Raw genomic sequence first — 18,341 nt, forward strand, 5'->3', positions numbered from 1 at the left:
TTCGAATAAGGGTGGAAGAAAAATCATCTCGATCAGAAATGAAAAATAACGATTCTAATGGAGGAAAAATCAATATGAAAAATATCGAATTTAAACAAACAGACTCTTGCTGTGTATCGCCTTCCATTAAGAAAGAGATGAATATACAACCCACTACAGAATCGAATCATTTACCAGTTGCAATCATTGGAGCGGGTCCAATAGGTTTAGCTGCAGCAGCGAATTTAGTGGAGCGCGGGGAGAAGTTCATATTATTAGAATCAGGCTCGCATGTAGGCAGTAACATTTCGGATTGGGGTCATGTACGTTTGTTTTCACCTTGGCAATACAATGTAGATAAAGCAGCAGCAAGATTATTGTCCCAACAAGATTGGAGTGCTCCATCTCCTGATGAATTGCCGACAGGGCAACAATTATTGGAGCAATATTTGATTCCATTAGCTAATCATATGGAAATTAAATCCCAACTTATACTAAATACTAAAGTTATAGGTATAAGTAGAAAAGATACAGATAAAATGAAATCGCAACTTCGAGATAGCAATCCCTTCGTGATTTATGCAAATGAGAAAGGTACAACACAACGTTATGAGGCCAAAGCAGTAATCGATGCAACAGGCACGTGGGGACACTCCAATCCTGTCTATGCAAGTGGTATCTTGACGAATGAAGAACAATCTCTGAGTACGAATATTTATTATGGCATTCCAAATGTACAAGGAAAAGATAAGGAAAGATATATTAGGAAAAGCATAGCTGTAGTTGGTGGTGGTCATTCTGCTTTAAATACTTTATTAGACCTTGCTCATCTCAAAGAGACTCATCCAGAAATGAATATCATTTGGATTATGAGGATGAACAGAGTAGAGGACGCATATGGTGGAGAAGCGAATGATCAACTTGAAGCAAGAGGGGAGCTAGGAAGTCGAATTCATCAATTGGTTAATTCCGAACAAATCCAGGTAGTTACACCATTTAAAATCCAAAAGCTAAGTCGAGAAGCTGGTAAAATGACGATTCATGGTGTATACAAAACAGAGAGTAGGGACTTACCGGGGATTGATGAGATTATTGTCAATACAGGTAGTCGACCGGATTTCTCATTCTTGCGAGAGCTTCGACTTAGTATAGATCAAGCAACAGAAAGCATAGAGACTCTTGCGCCGCTTATTGATCCAAATATTCATAGTTGTGGTACAGTTCGACCTCACGGTGAAAGAGAACTAAGACATTCAGAAAGGGACTTTTACATTGTAGGAATGAAAAGTTATGGTAGGGCTCCAACATTCCTTATGGCAACCGGTTACGAACAAGTAAGATCTGTTGTAGCATATCTTTCGGGAGATTATGAGGCAGCAGAGAAAGTCGAACTTGATTTACCAGAGACAGGTGTATGTAGTATTAATAATTCACTAACGAAAAAGGAAGAGAGCAGTTGTACAACTATTCCTACAAAGAACTCTTCTTGCTGCAGTTAAATAATCCATAACATGTGGTAATAAATGTACGATAAGAAATCAAACAGGGAACATTCATCACTTATTTGATGGCTGTTCCCTGTAAGCATTTTAAGACCTGTTAGTATTTAGGGAAAAATATTAAAGTGGGACCTTTTCAAGCATATTTCTCCATCATTTTATTTAAATAATTGCGAAAGTCATCAACATATGTTTTGGGCGCTATGATTTTTAAATGTATACCGAAGCTTGCTAAAAATTGAAATCCAATACTGTTTTGAGGAACGTAGATTGTTACTAAGAAAAACTCAGAACTATAGTTTTCAATACTCTTTCGTCCGTATCTTTCAATGAATTGATCTTTTATGCTAGGCGAAATCAATACTTTAATAGGGACTAGTTGCGGTTGATAATTTGCTTCATGTTCAAGTTCCAATAAAGAATCTCTAGGCTTAAATGTTTTTTCATCTATTTTAAGATTATCGATCCTATATAATTTAAAAGTTCTGTAACCCATACGATCTAAACAGAATCCTTTCAAATACCAACTCGTTTCGCTAAAATGAAGCTGGTATGGCTCGATAATTCTATTCGTTATATTGCCGTCTTTATCAATATAATCAAATAAAATTAACCTTCTCTTTAATATTGATTCTTGACATGACCTCAAAGTATGAAGAAGTTCAGAACGACCCTGCCAATCATAAAATGACAGTTGTATGGAAGCTTTGAGAGACAGTGGGCTAATCATTGCTTCTATTTTTTTTATCGTCACTTCAACTTCCTCGTTAATTAGAATTTGTTCTAATCCGCTTAACGCAGTTAATATATTTTCTAAATCGGAGCTACTTAAAAGACGTTTATCAATCTTGTATTCATCCATTATACCGTAGCCGCCATTAACTCCGTGGATAGAATAAATTGGAATGTTAGATAAACTTAGTGTTTCCATATCACGTAGAATCGTTCTTTTAGATACTTTAAATAATTGTGAGAACTCGGTTGTTGAAACAACATTTTTTTGCAGTAAGATCATTATTATAGATATTAATCTTTCGATTTTCTCCATTTTGGCCTCCCTAGCTCGAACAGTTATAAATAATCCATTTATGAAAACTCACAAAACTTCCTGATATTCCATTTTAGAAATAAAAAATAAATTTTTCCAAAGCTATAATAGGTGACAGAATAGTTGTCACCTATTATAGCTTATACTTCATTTATTACAAGAAGGAGGTTTTTATTTATGTCAGTTATTGCATACTTAAATTTTGATGGGAATACAGAGCAAGTCATTGAGTTTTATTCAGAAGCACTGAATTCAAGTGAAGTGAAAAAAGTAAAGTTTAAGGACTTTTCACAAGATCCAAACTATCCTTTGCCAGAAAATGAGTTGAATATGATTATGGAGTCATCGTTAGAATTCGCTGGTGGAAAAATAATGATGTCTGATATTCTACCCTCGATGAAGAGCGTAACAGGTGAGTTAGTTAAAGGTAACAATATTCTGATTAGTATCGTTATTGATGATAAACAGATACTGGAAAAATATTTTTCTAATTTATCTGTAGATGGTTATGTAATCATGCCGTTATCAGAAGTACCTTGGTCTTCCTGCTTCGGAATGTTGGCTGATAAATTTGGTGTTGTTTGGAAGTTTAATAGTGATGCTGATAAGTTTCTTAATAAGGTCATTTCTAAAACATAGTAACTTTTCACAAAAAATGGTCTTCAATTGAAGACCATTTTTTGTGCCTCTTGTCCTAACACATTTGGATATATTTAGGACGATAAGTTTGTGGCGATCTTACTATAAAGTTGACCGTATCGATTTTTAAAATAATTTATTGAGCTGTTACTATAGAATAATCAATGAAATGCCATTAAACTGATAATTTGATATAATGTAATTGATTATAGATGACCAATATATTGGTCATTAATAATCGAGTATTAATTACATCACGAAATTCTTGAAAAAGAGGTTATTTGATATTTGAATGATTATACGATTTCTGGAGTTTTTAGATTTGTCTAGGAGGATTAATAATGTTATTAAAAGAAAAAAAGATAGTTATTATGGGTGTAGCTAATGAGAGAAGTATTGCATGGGGTATTGCAAAATCTCTTCATCATCAAGGAGCTGAACTAATATTTACATACCGTAAAGAGCGATCTCTAGAAAAACTTGAAAAACTTCTAAAGGATAATGATATTACACCATTGTTTACTGTTTCCTGCGATGTACTAGATGATAACAGTATAAGATCTGCATTTATGGAAATAGAAAATGTTGCTGGTCAAATACATGGCGTTGTACATTCTGTGGCTTTTGCAGAGAAGGATGAATTACAAGGGGAGTATGTTAATACAACAAGAGAAGGATATATGTTAGCACAAAGTTCAAGTTCATATTCTCTAGTTGCAGTAGCAAGAGAATCCAAAAGACTTATGCTTGAGGGCGGAAGCATTGTAACTCAGTCCTATATTGGAGCTGAACGTGTTGTAAAAAACTATAATGTTATGGGTGTTGCAAAAGCGGCATTAGAAGCAAGTGTTAGATACTTAGCTGAGGATTTGGGCAAATATGGGATCAGAGTGAATGCAGTATCTGCAGGTCCAATTCGTACATTATCAGCAAAGGGTGTTTCTAGTTTTAACGACATCATGTCCACTATTGAAGATAGAGCTCCGCTCAGACGAAATACTGACCAAGATGAGGTAGGAGATGCAACGATGTTCCTCATTAGTAATCTTTCAAGAGGAATTACAGGTGAAGTATTACATGTGGATGCTGGTTATCATATATTAGGAATGTAATTATAGTGAAGATCCATGTATACCAACAAAGACATCCACCTAAGATTGAACTATCTCTGGTGGGTGTCTTTCATGAACCATAATTCTTGTATACTAGATAATTCAATATGATATTGTCTCCGATAAACGATGTACATCGATTCATGTTGTATGTAATGTTTAAACATCAAATTGTTTTAAATGATGGTCAAGATGCTTGTATATTCCTATACCCCATTGCTCAGAAGTTAGTTTCCCAAAAAAAGGATGTGGGTGCGCTGTGCACTTCTCTGGTCCGTTATTTTGGAATGTGATAATTTTTTGTTTAAGCTTTTCTTTTTCTATGTCAAACTCTCTATTGTCTGCTATCAAAATGGTTGGGATAGTAGACATATTACGGGGTAATGTCTTGTCATTGTACATGATTTGTTTTGCAAACCTTCCTACTATTATTCCTAACCAACTCCTAGGTGGAAAAGAAGTTCCCATTGCAATGTCTTGGAAAGATGAACAATGCGCTAGCATTTGGGCAACATTCATTTTTCCCCATTGTGGTTGTGAATTTGGACTCAATTTGTCAATTCGCTTTAAAACTTCTGCTGCACGCATTGGATTAAAAATAGTTTTCATTAGTGCATATCCCCTTTAGTTTAAGTGCATCTGTTCACAAACTTCCATATATCATTCATTTATTTCTATAGTTTCAGTTTACACTGAACTACTTAGTTGAGTTAGTCCTTTTACTACGAAACACCCTTAATTAAAAAATCCAAAAGGACAAAATGGTATAACTTTGTCTAAAGAGCTTAAATTGTTTTGTCCACTAAGTAAATATCCTATTCGATTTAAAGCTGGTAAAGTGAATATTCCTTATTTTAATACAGGAATCTAAATTAAACAGTTTCGAATGTTCTGCCTAAAATATTATGATATAATATTTTACAATTATAACAAATATTATGGAGGTTATATGAAAAAGTCCGACTTTTCAAAAAAGTCTGAAACACATGCAGCGGCACCGGTACAGCGTACTGCATATCACCAGCATGGCACCGGATCGAATGCGATGGTATCGGCATATTCGAAACATATTTTACAGCTGCAACGCATGGTAGGAAATCAAGCCGCCATGCTGTTGTTTGACGGCAATGGAGCTAGGAATCCGGTAACTCAGCGCGCAGTAGAAGATAATAAAACTGGAATGCCAAATGAGTTAAAGTCAGGACTTGAATCGATGTCAGGCTATGATTTGTCTGACGTGAAGGTTCATCATAATTCGGATAAGCCGGCAAAGTTACAGGCACACGCTTATGCGCAGGGTAACGATATCCATGTAGGACCAGGACAGGAGAAGTATTTGCCGCATGAGGGCTGGCATATCGTCCAACAAAGACAAGGCCGCGTGCAACCGACATTGCAACTGCAAGGCATGGCTATCAATAACGATCCAAGCTTAGAGAAGGAAGCCGATGTGATGGGCAGCAAAGCTTATGACCGGGGCAGTAGGGCGGGTGAGGGAAATGAATCACGTATAACAAATGCTTCTCTAGCATCACCTGTATTGCAAGGTGAATTTGGAATGGGTAAAGAAAGTAATGTTCCGGTAAAAAGGAATACGACCATCCGAGATAAGGCTATGCAACTGCTAAGTCGGAGTAATACCGATATAGCAATAACAACAACGAGACATGTTATTCAACGAGCTTTAACGCTCGATAATGCAGACTTTTCAGGGGTTAACAATATCAGGAAACTTGGAGGTGCAGCGGATGGCGCGTATTTGGTTGAGGATGACTCAGGCAAAATTGTCGTAAAAGTTGTCGCAAAAGTAGACAATACAGAGGGGATTGATAGTACGGTCATGTCTTACAATTTGGCCAAAGACTTCGGAGTTAAAATACCGAGCGCCCGTTACCTCAAGTTAGATACTGAAGAAGGTGAGGCTTTTATTGACAAAGCCAATTCATATCCCGATATTGATCTTGCAAAAAAACTGAAAGGCGCGAACGCTATCACACTCTGGGAATACATACCTGGAAAAATACTCGAAGAATTTAAGGGCAGAGCACTTGAAGATGAAGAAGTGAAAAAATTCAGAGAAAATACGGAAAATTTCGTCAATCTGGGGAAAATGCTCGTCTTCGACGCGGCCATCTTGAATGGAGACCGTTTTAAGGTAGAATCCGATCAAGAGGCCAACCCAGGTAACTTGATGATTGCGGACAATCAGCCAGTGGGACTAGATCAAGATTTCGCACATATCGATAATTTATTCTCTCCCGGAGAGACTCTTTCTCTTAATGACAAGGATGATTACGGGCATATGTTTGTAACTAAGCTCAAACCGCTTCTATCCAATCCGGCAGAATTGGCACAAAAATTAGTAGCAAAAATGGTAAAAGAAAGGTATGTTTTTTTTAGCGGTATGGACAGGCATATCACCGAAGGAATTCAACTAGGGATTGAAACCCTTAAAGTGCTTGCGAATAAAGACAATCTCCGTGTTGAAACATTAATTAATTGGTCCAAGACATTCAAGCCAGAAACTGATCTGGAAACTGATAAAGTAAAGGCATACTGGAATTCGCTCATAGGATAGTCGAATCTATCCAAGATGCGACTAGCTCCCTCCTGAAGCTACTTGCCCTAATATTAGCTTCAGGAGGGAGCTAGTCCGTTCGATTATTGTCGAGTAAGTGCCCCCAACAAAAACACCGCCTTTATAAGGCGGTGTTTTTGTTAAGCTATAACAGCTAATAGCTTGTTAAGATTACCAGTAAAGTAGAGATTAAATAAATGATATAGTTTAAATAGACGAGAAATAAAGACAATATACAACATTTTACGACATTGAACCGTCTATATAATAGTAGAGGTATGCTAGATTGGTTTTATATTCTAGTTTATTGTAAATCTACTATAAAATAATACGTAGGGAGTAGAGTATGAATACGCGAGTAAATCAACGAATGAGTCAACAGAAACATATGAAGAAACGTAGAAGAACATTATTTTTCTCTGTCGTATGCGTGGTTGCTATAGCGAGTTTTTTGTTAATTTGTTATGAGAAATCAATTACTCAAGCGCCTGAAGAAAATGTAGAAAATATAGTGCCTTCTAAAGAAAAACCTATACCTTCTGATCAACCTACAGAAGTACCGACAACGGAAGCACCGAACACCGAACCAACGACAACAGATATACCAGTTACAGAACCACCAATTCAGTCGAATAAGCCAGAGTCAACACCAAAACCTGAGGTAACTCCAAAACCTGAATCAACAACAAAACCTGAATCAACAACAAAACCTGAATCAACAACAAAACCGCAGGCAACTCCAAAGCCTAGTCCAGATTCTTCTGAAATTGCGGTAATTGCTAAGCCATCCAGTATTGGAGTATTGGTAAACAAGCAGAATAAGCTACCTGAAGATTATAATCCAACTGATTTAGTATATCCGGATGTTGCATTTATTTTCAAAGAAAAAATAGACAAACGTAAGATGCGCAAGGAAGCAGCTGGCGCATTAGAAGATATGTTTGCTGCGGCTAAGGAGGATGGTATTCACCTGGCGGGTGTATCTGCCTACCGTTCCCATGCCACTCAGACTGCATTGTTTAATCGTTATGTCAAAAAAGATGGCTTAGAAAAAGCAAGAACCTATAGTGCATATCCAGGTACGAGTGAGCATGAAACAGGGCTCTCGATTGATGTCTCTGGTAGTGATGGTAAATGTGCGGCTCAGGATTGCTTTGGAGGTACTGATGAAGCCGAGTGGTTAGATAAGCATGCTTCAGAATATGGATACATTATTCGTTATCCTAAGGGAGAAGATGCGATAACAGGCTATAAATATGAACCGTGGCATATTCGTTATGTAGGACAGGAGATTGCGCAAGAGATCGCAGATAATGGAATTACTCTTGAGGAGTATTATGGTGCCATTCCGGTTTCGAAATAACAAAAAAATATTAGGAAGGAACTAGAATAATGAACAAGAGAGTTAAAACAATTTCCATAGTAGCGATAGTGCTAATCTTGATAGCAACAGGAGTTTTTGCATTCCGTAAACCTTTGGCTATGCTTGCATTTAATATATTTCTATCCGATCGGGTCGCGAACACGTTAGAGGATAAGTCATATATGCCTCTGGAAGGAGAGGGAGATATATCTAGTACTATAGCAGAAACGCTGAACCCTTTTTCTGTTTTACTATTAGGTACAGATCAACGTAAAAATGAAACGGCGCGTTCAGATACGATGATTTATGCGGTGATAAGACCTCAAGAATCAAAGGTATTATTGGTTTCAATTCCACGGGATACCTATACTGAAATTATAGGAAAAGGAAAGAAGGATAAGATCAATCATGCCTTCGCTTTTGGCGGACAACGGATGGCGAAAGATACCATGGAGGCTTTGCTCGCCCATACATTAGACTACTATGCTACGATTAATTTTGTAGGATTAAGGAATGCGGTGGATGAGCTTGGAGGTGTGGAACTTCCGATTCAGAAGGATATTGTCAATAAAGGGATAGACCATGAAAAATTCACGATTAAAGCAAATCAGTCTATTTATAATGGTACGGATGCTTTAAATTATGTGAGATATCGTGAGGATAGTGATTTCAATCGTACGAAGAGACAACAGGTCTTCTTAAATCAGGTAGCTAAAAAGATGATGAACTTAAGCCAAATCATTAAGATTCCAAAATTACTTGATATTATGGGTTCTAACCTACAGACGGACATGCAACCTAAGTTCATTATTGATCTGAGCAAACAACTACTAACTGGAAACAAAGTTCAAATTACAAGTTATACCGTTATGGGTGAGAGCATACGATTGAACGGTATTTCTTATGACCGTGTGGATGAAAAAGATCTTAAATTTGCTCAAGATCTAATTGATAATTGGATGGACAGCAACATACCAACAGATCAGTTACTGTTGCCTGAAGATCAGGATAAAACAGAGTAACTTAAGTAAATAAAACAAAGAACGAGGGGTTCAAGCAGACAATATGCTTGGACTTTTTTGTATATTAATGAATCAATAATGCATAATAAAACCAGGTGAGGGGGAAAATACAAAATGCTGTTATATCACTCACCTGGAGGGAAGTTATGGATGTATCCTTTTCTAGACTTCAGATCATATTTTTGTTGATTCTATCACTTGGCATATCAAATCATGTGCTTGTCATTCCTCATCTTCTTAAGGATGCAGGACGGGATTCTTGGATCAGTATTTTGGCGGCCTATCTGGTATTGGTTGGGTGGAGCATTTTATTGTTTCTAATTCTAAAATCTTTACGCACTACATCGTTTAATCATTGGCTAATATCTCGTATGGGGATTTATGTTTTTTGGATAATTAGCAGTGCAATCGCTCTATATTTGCTTGTTGCTGGAATGATGATTATTTTTGATACTACGACAAACGTAAGCATATATTTCCTTCCTAATACACCAAGCATAATTGTTATTCTTAGCTTTATATTAATATCTTACAGCACGGCAAGATCGGGACTAAAAACGATTGTATATATGTCAACCGTATTATTGCCAATCGTATGGTTGTTGGGGATTTTCGTATCTATATCAACCATTGGCAGCAAAGACTATGGTATGTTACATCCGCTCTTTACGGAGGGTTTGAAACCTACTCTACGTGGAGGAGCAGTTGTGTTTGGCGGAAGTATAGATTTGCTGGTGATATTATTCCTCCAGCATAAATTGACTAAGCCAATGAACTATTTAAGTATTTTTGTGCTACTCACTTTATTAGTCGGCCTAATCTTGGGACCTACTATGGGAGCGATCTCTGTATTCGGCCCTTCCCAAGCTGCATATATGAGATTTCCCGCCTTTGAACAATGGAGACTAATTATGATAGGCACCCATATTAGTCATGTGGATTTTTTAGCTGTCTTTCAGTTGATGGCGGGGAGTATCGTTAGAACTTCTCTATTGATATATATTTTATCTGATATAATTGGAAACCAATTTCCAAAGTATCGACAAACTATTATGATTTGCGGCACAGTGATTATGTCCATACCCGCGATTTTTAAGGTGAGCGACATAAAGATGCAAGATATTATTCATAACTACTTCTACAAGTATTCGATTTGGTTTGGAGTAGCGTTAACAGTTGCTCTCTTTGCAGCAACCTATTTTCCACAAAGAAAGGGGAGCACAACATAATGAATCAATCTCCTGAGGAAACTACTCTTTTTGCAGAAATGGAAATAGATCTTCGCAATGGAAGTTTACTTGTTGATCAATTAAAGCAATCCTTTTCGCTATATGCGGACATTAAATTTCCATCCCTTGCGCAATTCGAAATGTCAGATAAATTAACGGCATGCTATTGCGAAGGAATGGTAGATAAAACTCAGTTAAATGAATATCTTACTAGGATATGTAAGTATATTAATGATAAAGTTTCCTATTCGATCGAAGGTAGAGGTAATTTTGAAGAATTACCTCTATTGGAAACAAAACATTCAATCGAAGATATGATTACAGGTCTGTTCACTGGTAACTTAATACTTTACCGTGAGGGGTCCACTCATTTCTGGTTGGCAGGTATATCCGACGTTCCGCAACGTTCTCTGCAAGAATCTAATACTGAAATATCGATAAAAGGGCCAAAGGATGCTTTCACGGAAGATATTTTCACGAATATATCTCTTATAAGAAAACGAATGCAAACGGGTTTATTATTCTGTGAACAGTTCGTCTTAGGGAGTTTAAGTAAGACGAATGTCTCCTTGATCTATTTAACAAATAAAGCAAATCCGGACATGATTATTGAAGCAAGAAAACGATTGAAAAATTTTCAAGCAGAGAGTGTAGTAAGCAGTGGTCAATTAGAGCAATGGATATCAGATCGAACGTTCTCACTGTTTCCTTTGATTGATTATATAGGACGACCCGATTTTGTTGTAGAAACGTTACTTCGTGGGAGATTCGCAATAGTTGTAGATGGTTCTCCCATGGTACTTATTGGGCCAAGCAACTTTCTGGAATTATTGAAAACTCCTGAAGATGTCCATTTCCCATATTTTATTGTTATGTTACAACGGTTACTACGGATTTTGGGTTTGCTACTTAGTATTTTCTTGCCGGGCTTTTGGATCGCAATTGCTTCCGTGAATCTGGACCAAATTCCATTTGAGCTATTGTCTACCGTAGTTGTTTCACGTTCTGGGGTTCCAATGCCATCATTTCTTGAAGCATTGGTGTTGTTATTTCAATTTGAGCTACTCCGAGAAGCAGGTGTTCGCCTACCAAAAGCCGTTGGGCAAACGGTGGGAATTGTCGGAGGACTTATCATCGGAGAATCTCTTATTCGTGCTGGTCTTGCATCTCCAACCTTGCTCGTCGTCATCGCTATTTCCGCAGTAGCTTCGTTTTGCTTGGTTAATCAATCTCTGTCGGGTACCGTTAGCTTGCTAAGATTAGGTATTTTGTTGGTATCCTCTTATCTAGGCATATATGGTTTCTTTCTTAGCATGTTCTCTATTTTGATTTACCTTTGCCGATTAGAATCTTTTGGGATGGCTTATTTAGAGCCGATATCTTCTTTACAAATTAAAGATTGGTTGTCTGCATTTTTGCTCGACCCATTCAGGAGATCTCGTGTTTCGTCATCGATGATCAATAAAGAGAAAAGGTGAGGTAGTTGATAAGTAAATCAATATTTGTCCTTGTTCTGTTGTTTGAGTTTTTTCTCGTATCAGGTTGTAGTAATACTGATGTCAAAAGTATTGAAAAATTGAATTATGTGTCTTCTATAGGTGTAGATTATGTAGATGGTAATTTTCATAGTTATCTACAGTTATTAGAGTTTCTTACTGTGGCTAAAACAGATTTTGGACAACAGTCACCTCCTAAAATATGGATAGGAGAAGGCATAGGATTGTCTTTTGAAGAGTCACTCTTTGATCTTTATCGAACTTCGCAAGAAAAAATATATTGGGGACATATGACGGCTATCGTGATAAGTGAATCAGCAATCAAGCAAGGGTTTGGAAACATTTACGATAGTTTTGTCCGTTATTATGAATTTCGTTTAACACCTTGGGTGTATGGTACAAGGGAGTCGGTGAAAGACATTTTTGCCATATCGGGATTTTTCCAACAGTCTCCACTAACGACTATTCTACATGAACCGCAAGGAGTCTACTCTCAAAATTCTTTAATACAATCAGTTAGACTTCATAGATTAATTAGTCAGATTAATGAGCCCGGATTCACATCTTGTATACCTACGCTTGTCGTAAACAATACGCAATGGAGTGAAAAATATCAAACTGAATCTAAATTAATGATTGACGGGGCTTTTTTCCTCAAAAACGATGAATTCCGTAGCTATATCCCCTTGGAAAAGCTGAATGGACTTCGTTGGATTCAGCAAGGTACGATACGAGCATCAATTGCCGTCCCCAATAAAGAGGAAGAAGATGTTCAAATGGCTATCGATAAACCGAAAACAAAATTGAAATTGGTCAAACAAGGGATCAAGCCGCAATATAACATCCTAATGAAGGCAACTGGGTCTATAATAAGTCGAACAAATGATAATCTAACGGAGTTACAACAATTAACCGACGAAACAAAGGCAGCAATCGAACAAGAGATAAGGGAAGTATACCAAATTGGTGTATCAGAGCGGACAGATATTTTGAACCTTGAGCACACTTTATACAGAAGTGACTACGAAAAATGGAAGGCCCTGTCCCCTGAGGAAGAAAATTTACTTACCGAAAATACGATCAATGATATCAATATTGACTTAAATATCACACATTCTAGTAGTATGAAAAATAAACGTATGGAGCGAAGTAAGTAATGAATTTGATGAAGAAATTAGACTATACGATATAGATATATACTCCAATATAGGAAAAGGCAGCTGTTAAATCAGCTGCCTTTTCCAAGCTAACGGGTAGATTAGTCTAATAGTAACGTTATTCTATAAACATTCTTAAGAATTCTTAAGATATTTCACCCCAATTTCTTTATTTTTTCTATATACACTAGGAATAAAATAAATCAAATGAACTGGGGCAGTTAACTATGAAAGCCGTATCCTTCTTATTTCAATATATTGTACATCCTAAAGAGGTTGGTGCTATACTTCCAAGTTCAACATATTTAGGGAATAAGATGATTGAAGGGATTAATTTCCATACAGCAAAGTATATCGTTGAATATGGTCCTGGCACTGGTGTGTTTACTGAAAAGCTGATACTAAACCGAGATCCTCAAACAAAATTGATAATATTAGAGAATAATAAACAATTTTATATGCTGTTAAAAGAAAAATATAAACACGAAACAAATATGATAATTATTAATGGATCTGCTGAAAATATTGTAAAGTACTTAAAAGAATTGGATATTCTATACGTCGATTATGTAGTTTCAGGTCTACCATTTGCAAGTTTACCAGTGCAAGCTTCAAATAACATATTGATAAATACACAGAAAATCTTAGGCAAGGACGGAGTCTTCATAACATTCCAATACACTAAACTAAAGAAGTCATTCATTGAACAGTTTTTCCCGAAAATTAAAGTGAAAAGAGAAATTAGAAATATGCCGCCAGCTTATATTTTTCAATGTACGAAGTAAAGGACTATGGAGGAATACATGAGATTAGAAACTAAAATATTAATTGTTGAAGATGATAAAGAAATAAGAGATCTTATAGCGGTCTATTTAGACAATGAAGGCATGATAACTGAGAAGGCAGAGAATGCCATTATTGCTTTGCAGCTTCTGGACAAGCAGGATTTTGATCTTATTATTCTGGACATTATGCTTCCTGAAATGGACGGAATAGAAGTATGTATGAAGATTAGAAAAGAACGACATCTCCCAATTATTATGCTTTCAGCAAAGTCAGAAGACATGGACAAAATACAAGGCTTAGCTGCAGGGGCTGACGATTACTTGGCCAAACCATTTAATCCATTAGAGCTTATAGCTAGAGTAAAGTCACAGCTACGGAGATACAAGAAATACAATACGGATAAGGACCGTAATGCACAGGTGATTGAAATTGGTAGTTTAACGATAAATACAGATACTCGACAAGTGTGGATTAGCCAACAGGATATCAGACTAACGCCTAAAGAATTTGACATCCTCGAACTGCTAGCACGTAACAAAGGAATTGTTCTAAGTGTTGAAAAAATATATGAGTCAGTGTGGAAGGAGAACTATTTCAAATCAGACAATACGGTTATGGTGCATATTACTAACATTCGAGAAAAAATAGAAGAGATCCCAAAACAACCAATATATATTAAAACGGTTTGGGGTGTAGGGTACACATTATGAAGGGCTTTCAAGTTAAAAGTAAATTAACTCATAAGCTGCTTTGGGCAATAAGTATTAGTTTAGTAGGTTCTCTTCTAATACTAACGGTCATTACTCGAGCTGTAGGTAATGCCATAGATCATTATAATGCTAATATAGATTTAAGCGAGATTAGTCATATTTACTTTTATATCATCTTTTTCATTCTGTTTGTTATTGTAATCGTATCATTTATTTCTATTTTTTTACTTTTAGCAAGATCAAAGCTTACTTATTTGAAGCATATAACGGAAAGTATTAACGATATTGCAAAGGGAGATTTGAGTTTGAGAATCGACATAAAAGGAAGGGACGAATTAACACAGCTTGCCTATAATATTAATGGTATGTCAAAGGACCTTGAGCACAAATTTGAACATGAACGACAATTAGAACGAGTGAAGAATGAATTGATTACAAATATTTCACATGATTTACGTACACCGTTAACATCAATAATCGGGTATTTAGGTTTATTGAAAAAGGGGCAGCATCAATCACAAGCTCAATATCAGGATTACCTTGAAATTACGTACTCTAAATCACTACGACTAAAGCATTTAATTGATGAATTGTTTGATTACACACGACTATCCGGACCAGATGTGAACTTAAATCTAAATGAGGTTGATCTATCTGCTCTTTTGCAACAGATCGTAGGCGAGTATATTCCTTTATTCGAGAAAGAAAATCTTACGGTGATAAAGACCATACCTATAGATACTATTTCTATAATGATAGATATTGAAAAAATGGTTCGTGTGTATGAAAACCTTTTTATGAATGTTATCAAATATAGTATAAAACCATCTGAGATAAAGATAACGCTTGAAGTAAAGAAATACAACGCTATAGTAATGGTACAGAATAGAGCACACAAGCCCCCAGTTGCAGATATGAATCAGCTATTTGATCGATTTTTTAGGGCAAACAGCACAAGAAGTGATAATAGTGGTTCGGGTTTAGGACTTGCTATTGCTAAAAGGATTGTTGAGCTTCATAAGGGAATCATTAATGCGAAATATGAAGAAGGGTGGATTCATTTTTCTGTAGAGCTTCCAACAAATACAGAGAAGCTACATTTAATTTAGATGCAATTTGACGATTATTCAATACAAATCTTACAATAATTATTGCTTTCCACCACAGTTCACTGCATATCCATTATGGAAACAGCAGAGTTTTGTGGTGCTTTTTATGTTTTTCTATACTCAGAAAGTATCTTTAGTTTTCTTTCTCCGTGGATGTGGGCTCTCATCACTCGTTTTTTCTTTGTTTACTTACTATAACAAATAAGCTAACAGCGTCTCAATAGCGAACAAAAATTCCATTTAAATCTGTATAGATGTTACTTCATATTTTTTCTCCATACTAAAGTGATGTGTTCCCATGGTAATATATAATATAGTTCGCTAAGATACGCCCATACTAATAATAGGCGATATTATTTCTTTTATTAAGTAACTATAATCGAAATGATCATGCCAAGCGGGTAAATATATAGAATACGAGGAGCAGAGATTATGAAGATATCAGCTTTATTACGCGAACCCAAACAACGTAAATTGTTGTTTAGTGCGGGGCTCAGCTGGCTGTTTGACGCGATGGAGGTTGGGATGATCTCCTTCATTGTTACCGCACTGGCTGTAGAATGGCATTTGGGTGCACAGCAGGTAGGAATAGTCATGGCTATTAATTCGATTGGTATGGCGGTGGGAGCAGCGATATCAGGGTTGCTTGCTGATCGATATGGACGAAGAGCGATTCTGATTTGGACATTGCTTATTTTCTCCATCGCAAGTGGCTTATCAGCATTGGCAACCAGTTTTGTCGTACTATGTGTACTACGCTTCATAGCTGGATTCGGCCTTGGCGGCGAGTTGCCCGTCGCCACTACGCTCGTATCAGAGTCAGTACCAATAAAAGATAGAGGTCGTGCGGTCGTTCTACTTGAAAGTTTTTGGGCATTTGGTTGGATTGCTGCGGCATTGATCGCTTACTTTGTTATTCCGGAATATGGCTGGCGTATGGCCTTTGTAATCGGTACATTTCCAGCTTTTTACGCACTATATCTTAGGAGAGCCATTCAAGACTCGCCAACCTTTAATAAACAGCAAAGTCGAAAGCTTACTTTTAAGACTAGGGTAGCATCTGTCTGGTCAGTAAAACACCGCAAGTCGACGATTACTTTGTGGATCTTATGGTTTACCGTAGTTTTTTCGTATTATGGTATGTTCCTGTGGCTCCCATCAATCATGTTGCTAAAAGGCTTTGATCTAGTAACAAGCTTCCAATATATACTGATCATGACACTGGCACAGATTCCAGGCTATTTTACCGCGGCATACTTTATTGAGAAATTCGGTCGAAAATTCGTACTTGTTGTTTATTTGCTGCTAACTGCGTTAAGTGCGGTGTGGTTTGGAAATGCAGAGACGGAAGGAATATTAATTGCGTCTGGAATTTGTCTATCTTTCTTTAACCTTGGTGCATGGGGTGGCATGTATGCCTACACACCAGAGTTGTATCCTTCGACAGTACGGGCGACCGGTGTGGGACTGGCTGCATCTTTTGGACGAGTTGGTGGCGTGATAGGTCCATTTCTAGTGGGGATGTTAGTTGCACGAGAAGTAGCAATCACCACTGTTTTCATGATGTTTTTTATTACAATCGTTATTGGAGCACTTACAGTACTGTTCTTTGGCAAAGAAACCAAGGGTATAGACCCTGATAAAGACGCTGCAACAGAGATAGCTTAGAATAGTAGGAAAGCAGGCCTAGCATGAGAATTAATAAATACATAAGTGAAACTGGATTTTGTTCGAGGCGGGAAACTGATCGATTAATTGAAGCAAAAAGAATTACGATAAATGGTATTGTATGTGAGGCAGGGACTGATGTAGATCCGAGTGATGTTGTACTTATTGATGGAGTTCCGATAGCTGGTAAAGCAGAGCCCGTCTATCTTGCACTCAATAAACCAATAGGGGTTACTTGCACAGCATCAAAAGAAGTGGCAGGGAATATTATCGACTTTATAAATTATCCTACTCGGATTTTTGCTATCGGCAGATTGGATAAAGCATCAGAGGGTCTAATTCTGTTAACGAACGATGGAGATATTGTTAATAAAATGATGCGCTCAGAGAATGGACATGAAAAAGAATATGTGGTGACAGTGGACAAGCCGATCACCCAATCATTCATAGAAGAGATGTCCAGCGGAGTACCTATTTTGGGAGTGATAACGAAGCACTGTGATGTTTTTCGAATAAATGACTATGAGTTCCGAATTATATTGACACAAGGTCTAAATCTTCAAATCAGGAGAATGTGCAAAGCTCTAGGATATAGAGTGCAGAGACTCGAGCGAGTTCGGATTATGAATATTACTATTGATGAATTAGATAAAGGGCAATGGAGAGAATTGGCAGGCGATGAATTAATAGCACTTTTCGCTCAATTATAATACACACAAGTGAAGCGGGATAATATCTATTGTGTTAAACAGAAATTAGGGGATAGAGATACAGATTTATAGCTAGAGCAGTGAAAATTTAAGTGTAGGCAGGAGACAGAACAGGACTTATTAATGCGATACTGACATTAAAATTGCAGAATATAAGAAAAGTAGCAGTTGCAAACCAGCAACTGCTACTTTTCTTATATGTAGAGTCCTGAATAAAGATTATTTCTGAAGAAATA

At 36.8% G+C, this 18,341-nt stretch carries 16 protein-coding genes; 14 read left to right on the plus strand and 2 right to left on the minus strand.

The annotated features are described in order from the left end of the window. Positions 1 to 74: 74 nt before the first annotated feature. Positions 75 to 1,478, plus strand: a complete 1,404-nt coding sequence (locus tag NV377_RS04490; RefSeq protein ID WP_258199956.1) for an NAD(P)-binding domain-containing protein — start codon at positions 75 to 77, stop codon at positions 1,476 to 1,478. A 136-nt stretch (positions 1,479 to 1,614) separates the two neighbouring features. On the opposite strand, the gene NV377_RS04495 is transcribed toward NV377_RS04490, so the two are convergent. Continuing rightward, positions 1,615 to 2,526, minus strand: coding sequence for a helix-turn-helix transcriptional regulator (locus NV377_RS04495; RefSeq protein WP_258199957.1), 912 nt, complete (start codon positions 2,524 to 2,526; stop codon positions 1,615 to 1,617). A 177-nt stretch (positions 2,527 to 2,703) separates the two neighbouring features. On the opposite strand from NV377_RS04495, the gene NV377_RS04500 reads away from it, so the two are divergent. After that, entirely contained in the window at positions 2,704 to 3,165 is a 462-nt protein-coding gene (locus NV377_RS04500) for a VOC family protein (protein ID WP_258199958.1), read from the plus strand. Between the two features lie 341 nt (positions 3,166 to 3,506). Then, a complete protein-coding gene (gene fabI, locus NV377_RS04505) occupies positions 3,507 to 4,277 on the plus strand; it encodes an enoyl-ACP reductase FabI (RefSeq protein WP_308860052.1) in 771 nt (256 codons plus the stop codon). A 159-nt stretch (positions 4,278 to 4,436) separates the two neighbouring features. Here fabI and NV377_RS04510 read toward each other — a convergent pair whose 3' ends face one another. Next, positions 4,437 to 4,886: a DUF1569 domain-containing protein gene (locus NV377_RS04510; RefSeq protein ID WP_258199959.1), complete on the minus strand. Its 450-nt coding sequence runs from the start codon at positions 4,884 to 4,886 to the stop codon at positions 4,437 to 4,439. A 340-nt stretch (positions 4,887 to 5,226) separates the two neighbouring features. Between NV377_RS04510 and NV377_RS04515 the strand changes: the two genes are divergently transcribed. The 11 genes from NV377_RS04515 (at position 5,227) to NV377_RS04565 (ending at position 18,105) form a co-directional block, all read left to right on the plus strand. After that, complete coding sequence (locus NV377_RS04515; RefSeq protein WP_258199960.1) at positions 5,227 to 6,855, plus strand: eCIS core domain-containing protein; 1,629 nt, start codon at positions 5,227 to 5,229, stop codon at positions 6,853 to 6,855. Between the two features lie 346 nt (positions 6,856 to 7,201). After that, complete coding sequence (locus NV377_RS04520; RefSeq protein WP_258199961.1) at positions 7,202 to 8,218, plus strand: D-alanyl-D-alanine carboxypeptidase family protein; 1,017 nt, start codon at positions 7,202 to 7,204, stop codon at positions 8,216 to 8,218. Between the two features lie 29 nt (positions 8,219 to 8,247). Further along, positions 8,248 to 9,240 carry an LCP family protein gene (locus NV377_RS04525; RefSeq protein ID WP_258199962.1) on the plus strand — a complete coding sequence of 331 codons (993 nt, stop codon included), beginning with the start codon at positions 8,248 to 8,250 and terminating at the stop codon, positions 9,238 to 9,240. A gap of 146 nt (positions 9,241 to 9,386) precedes the next feature. Continuing rightward, on the plus strand, positions 9,387 to 10,469 hold the full coding sequence (locus NV377_RS04530) for an endospore germination permease (RefSeq protein WP_258199963.1): 1,083 nt from the start codon (positions 9,387 to 9,389) through the stop codon (positions 10,467 to 10,469). After that, complete coding sequence (locus tag NV377_RS04535) at positions 10,469 to 11,947, plus strand: spore germination protein (protein ID WP_258199964.1); 1,479 nt, start codon at positions 10,469 to 10,471, stop codon at positions 11,945 to 11,947. Before NV377_RS04530 ends, NV377_RS04535 begins: the two co-directional genes overlap by 1 nt. 5 nt (positions 11,948 to 11,952) lie before the next feature. After that, positions 11,953 to 13,122: a Ger(x)C family spore germination protein gene (locus NV377_RS04540; protein ID WP_258199965.1), complete on the plus strand. Its 1,170-nt coding sequence runs from the start codon at positions 11,953 to 11,955 to the stop codon at positions 13,120 to 13,122. 227 nt (positions 13,123 to 13,349) lie between these two features. Further along, positions 13,350 to 13,907 carry a class I SAM-dependent methyltransferase gene (locus tag NV377_RS04545; protein ID WP_258199966.1) on the plus strand — a complete coding sequence of 186 codons (558 nt, stop codon included), beginning with the start codon at positions 13,350 to 13,352 and terminating at the stop codon, positions 13,905 to 13,907. A gap of 18 nt (positions 13,908 to 13,925) precedes the next feature. After that, a complete protein-coding gene (locus tag NV377_RS04550; protein ID WP_258199967.1) occupies positions 13,926 to 14,618 on the plus strand; it encodes a response regulator transcription factor in 693 nt (230 codons plus the stop codon). Continuing rightward, positions 14,615 to 15,727, plus strand: a complete 1,113-nt coding sequence (locus NV377_RS04555; protein ID WP_258199968.1) for a sensor histidine kinase — start codon at positions 14,615 to 14,617, stop codon at positions 15,725 to 15,727. Before NV377_RS04550 ends, NV377_RS04555 begins: the two co-directional genes overlap by 4 nt. Positions 15,728 to 16,159: 432 nt before the next feature. Beyond that, positions 16,160 to 17,395 (plus strand): MFS transporter, encoded by a 1,236-nt coding sequence (locus NV377_RS04560; RefSeq protein WP_258199969.1) that lies wholly within the window; start codon positions 16,160 to 16,162, stop codon positions 17,393 to 17,395. A gap of 23 nt (positions 17,396 to 17,418) precedes the next feature. Beyond that, on the plus strand, positions 17,419 to 18,105 hold the full coding sequence (locus NV377_RS04565; protein WP_258199970.1) for a pseudouridine synthase: 687 nt from the start codon (positions 17,419 to 17,421) through the stop codon (positions 18,103 to 18,105). Positions 18,106 to 18,341 lie beyond the last annotated feature (236 nt).

This window comes from Paenibacillus endoradicis (assembly GCF_024721975.1).

Coding starts and splice junctions, on each gene's coding strand:
- NV377_RS04490 (WP_258199956.1), top strand. CDS start 75: ATGAAAAATATCGAATTTAAACAAACAGACTCTTGCTGTGTATCGCCT.
- NV377_RS04495 (WP_258199957.1), bottom strand. CDS start 2,526: ATGGAGAAAATCGAAAGATTAATATCTATAATAATGATCTTACTGCAA.
- NV377_RS04500 (WP_258199958.1), top strand. CDS start 2,704: ATGTCAGTTATTGCATACTTAAATTTTGATGGGAATACAGAGCAAGTC.
- fabI (WP_308860052.1), top strand. CDS start 3,507: ATGTTATTAAAAGAAAAAAAGATAGTTATTATGGGTGTAGCTAATGAG.
- NV377_RS04510 (WP_258199959.1), bottom strand. CDS start 4,886: ATGAAAACTATTTTTAATCCAATGCGTGCAGCAGAAGTTTTAAAGCGA.
- NV377_RS04515 (WP_258199960.1), top strand. CDS start 5,227: ATGAAAAAGTCCGACTTTTCAAAAAAGTCTGAAACACATGCAGCGGCA.
- NV377_RS04520 (WP_258199961.1), top strand. CDS start 7,202: ATGAATACGCGAGTAAATCAACGAATGAGTCAACAGAAACATATGAAG.
- NV377_RS04525 (WP_258199962.1), top strand. CDS start 8,248: ATGAACAAGAGAGTTAAAACAATTTCCATAGTAGCGATAGTGCTAATC.
- NV377_RS04530 (WP_258199963.1), top strand. CDS start 9,387: ATGGATGTATCCTTTTCTAGACTTCAGATCATATTTTTGTTGATTCTA.
- NV377_RS04535 (WP_258199964.1), top strand. CDS start 10,469: ATGAATCAATCTCCTGAGGAAACTACTCTTTTTGCAGAAATGGAAATA.
- NV377_RS04545 (WP_258199966.1), top strand. CDS start 13,350: ATGAAAGCCGTATCCTTCTTATTTCAATATATTGTACATCCTAAAGAG.
- NV377_RS04550 (WP_258199967.1), top strand. CDS start 13,926: ATGAGATTAGAAACTAAAATATTAATTGTTGAAGATGATAAAGAAATA.
- NV377_RS04555 (WP_258199968.1), top strand. CDS start 14,615: ATGAAGGGCTTTCAAGTTAAAAGTAAATTAACTCATAAGCTGCTTTGG.
- NV377_RS04560 (WP_258199969.1), top strand. CDS start 16,160: ATGAAGATATCAGCTTTATTACGCGAACCCAAACAACGTAAATTGTTG.
- NV377_RS04565 (WP_258199970.1), top strand. CDS start 17,419: ATGAGAATTAATAAATACATAAGTGAAACTGGATTTTGTTCGAGGCGG.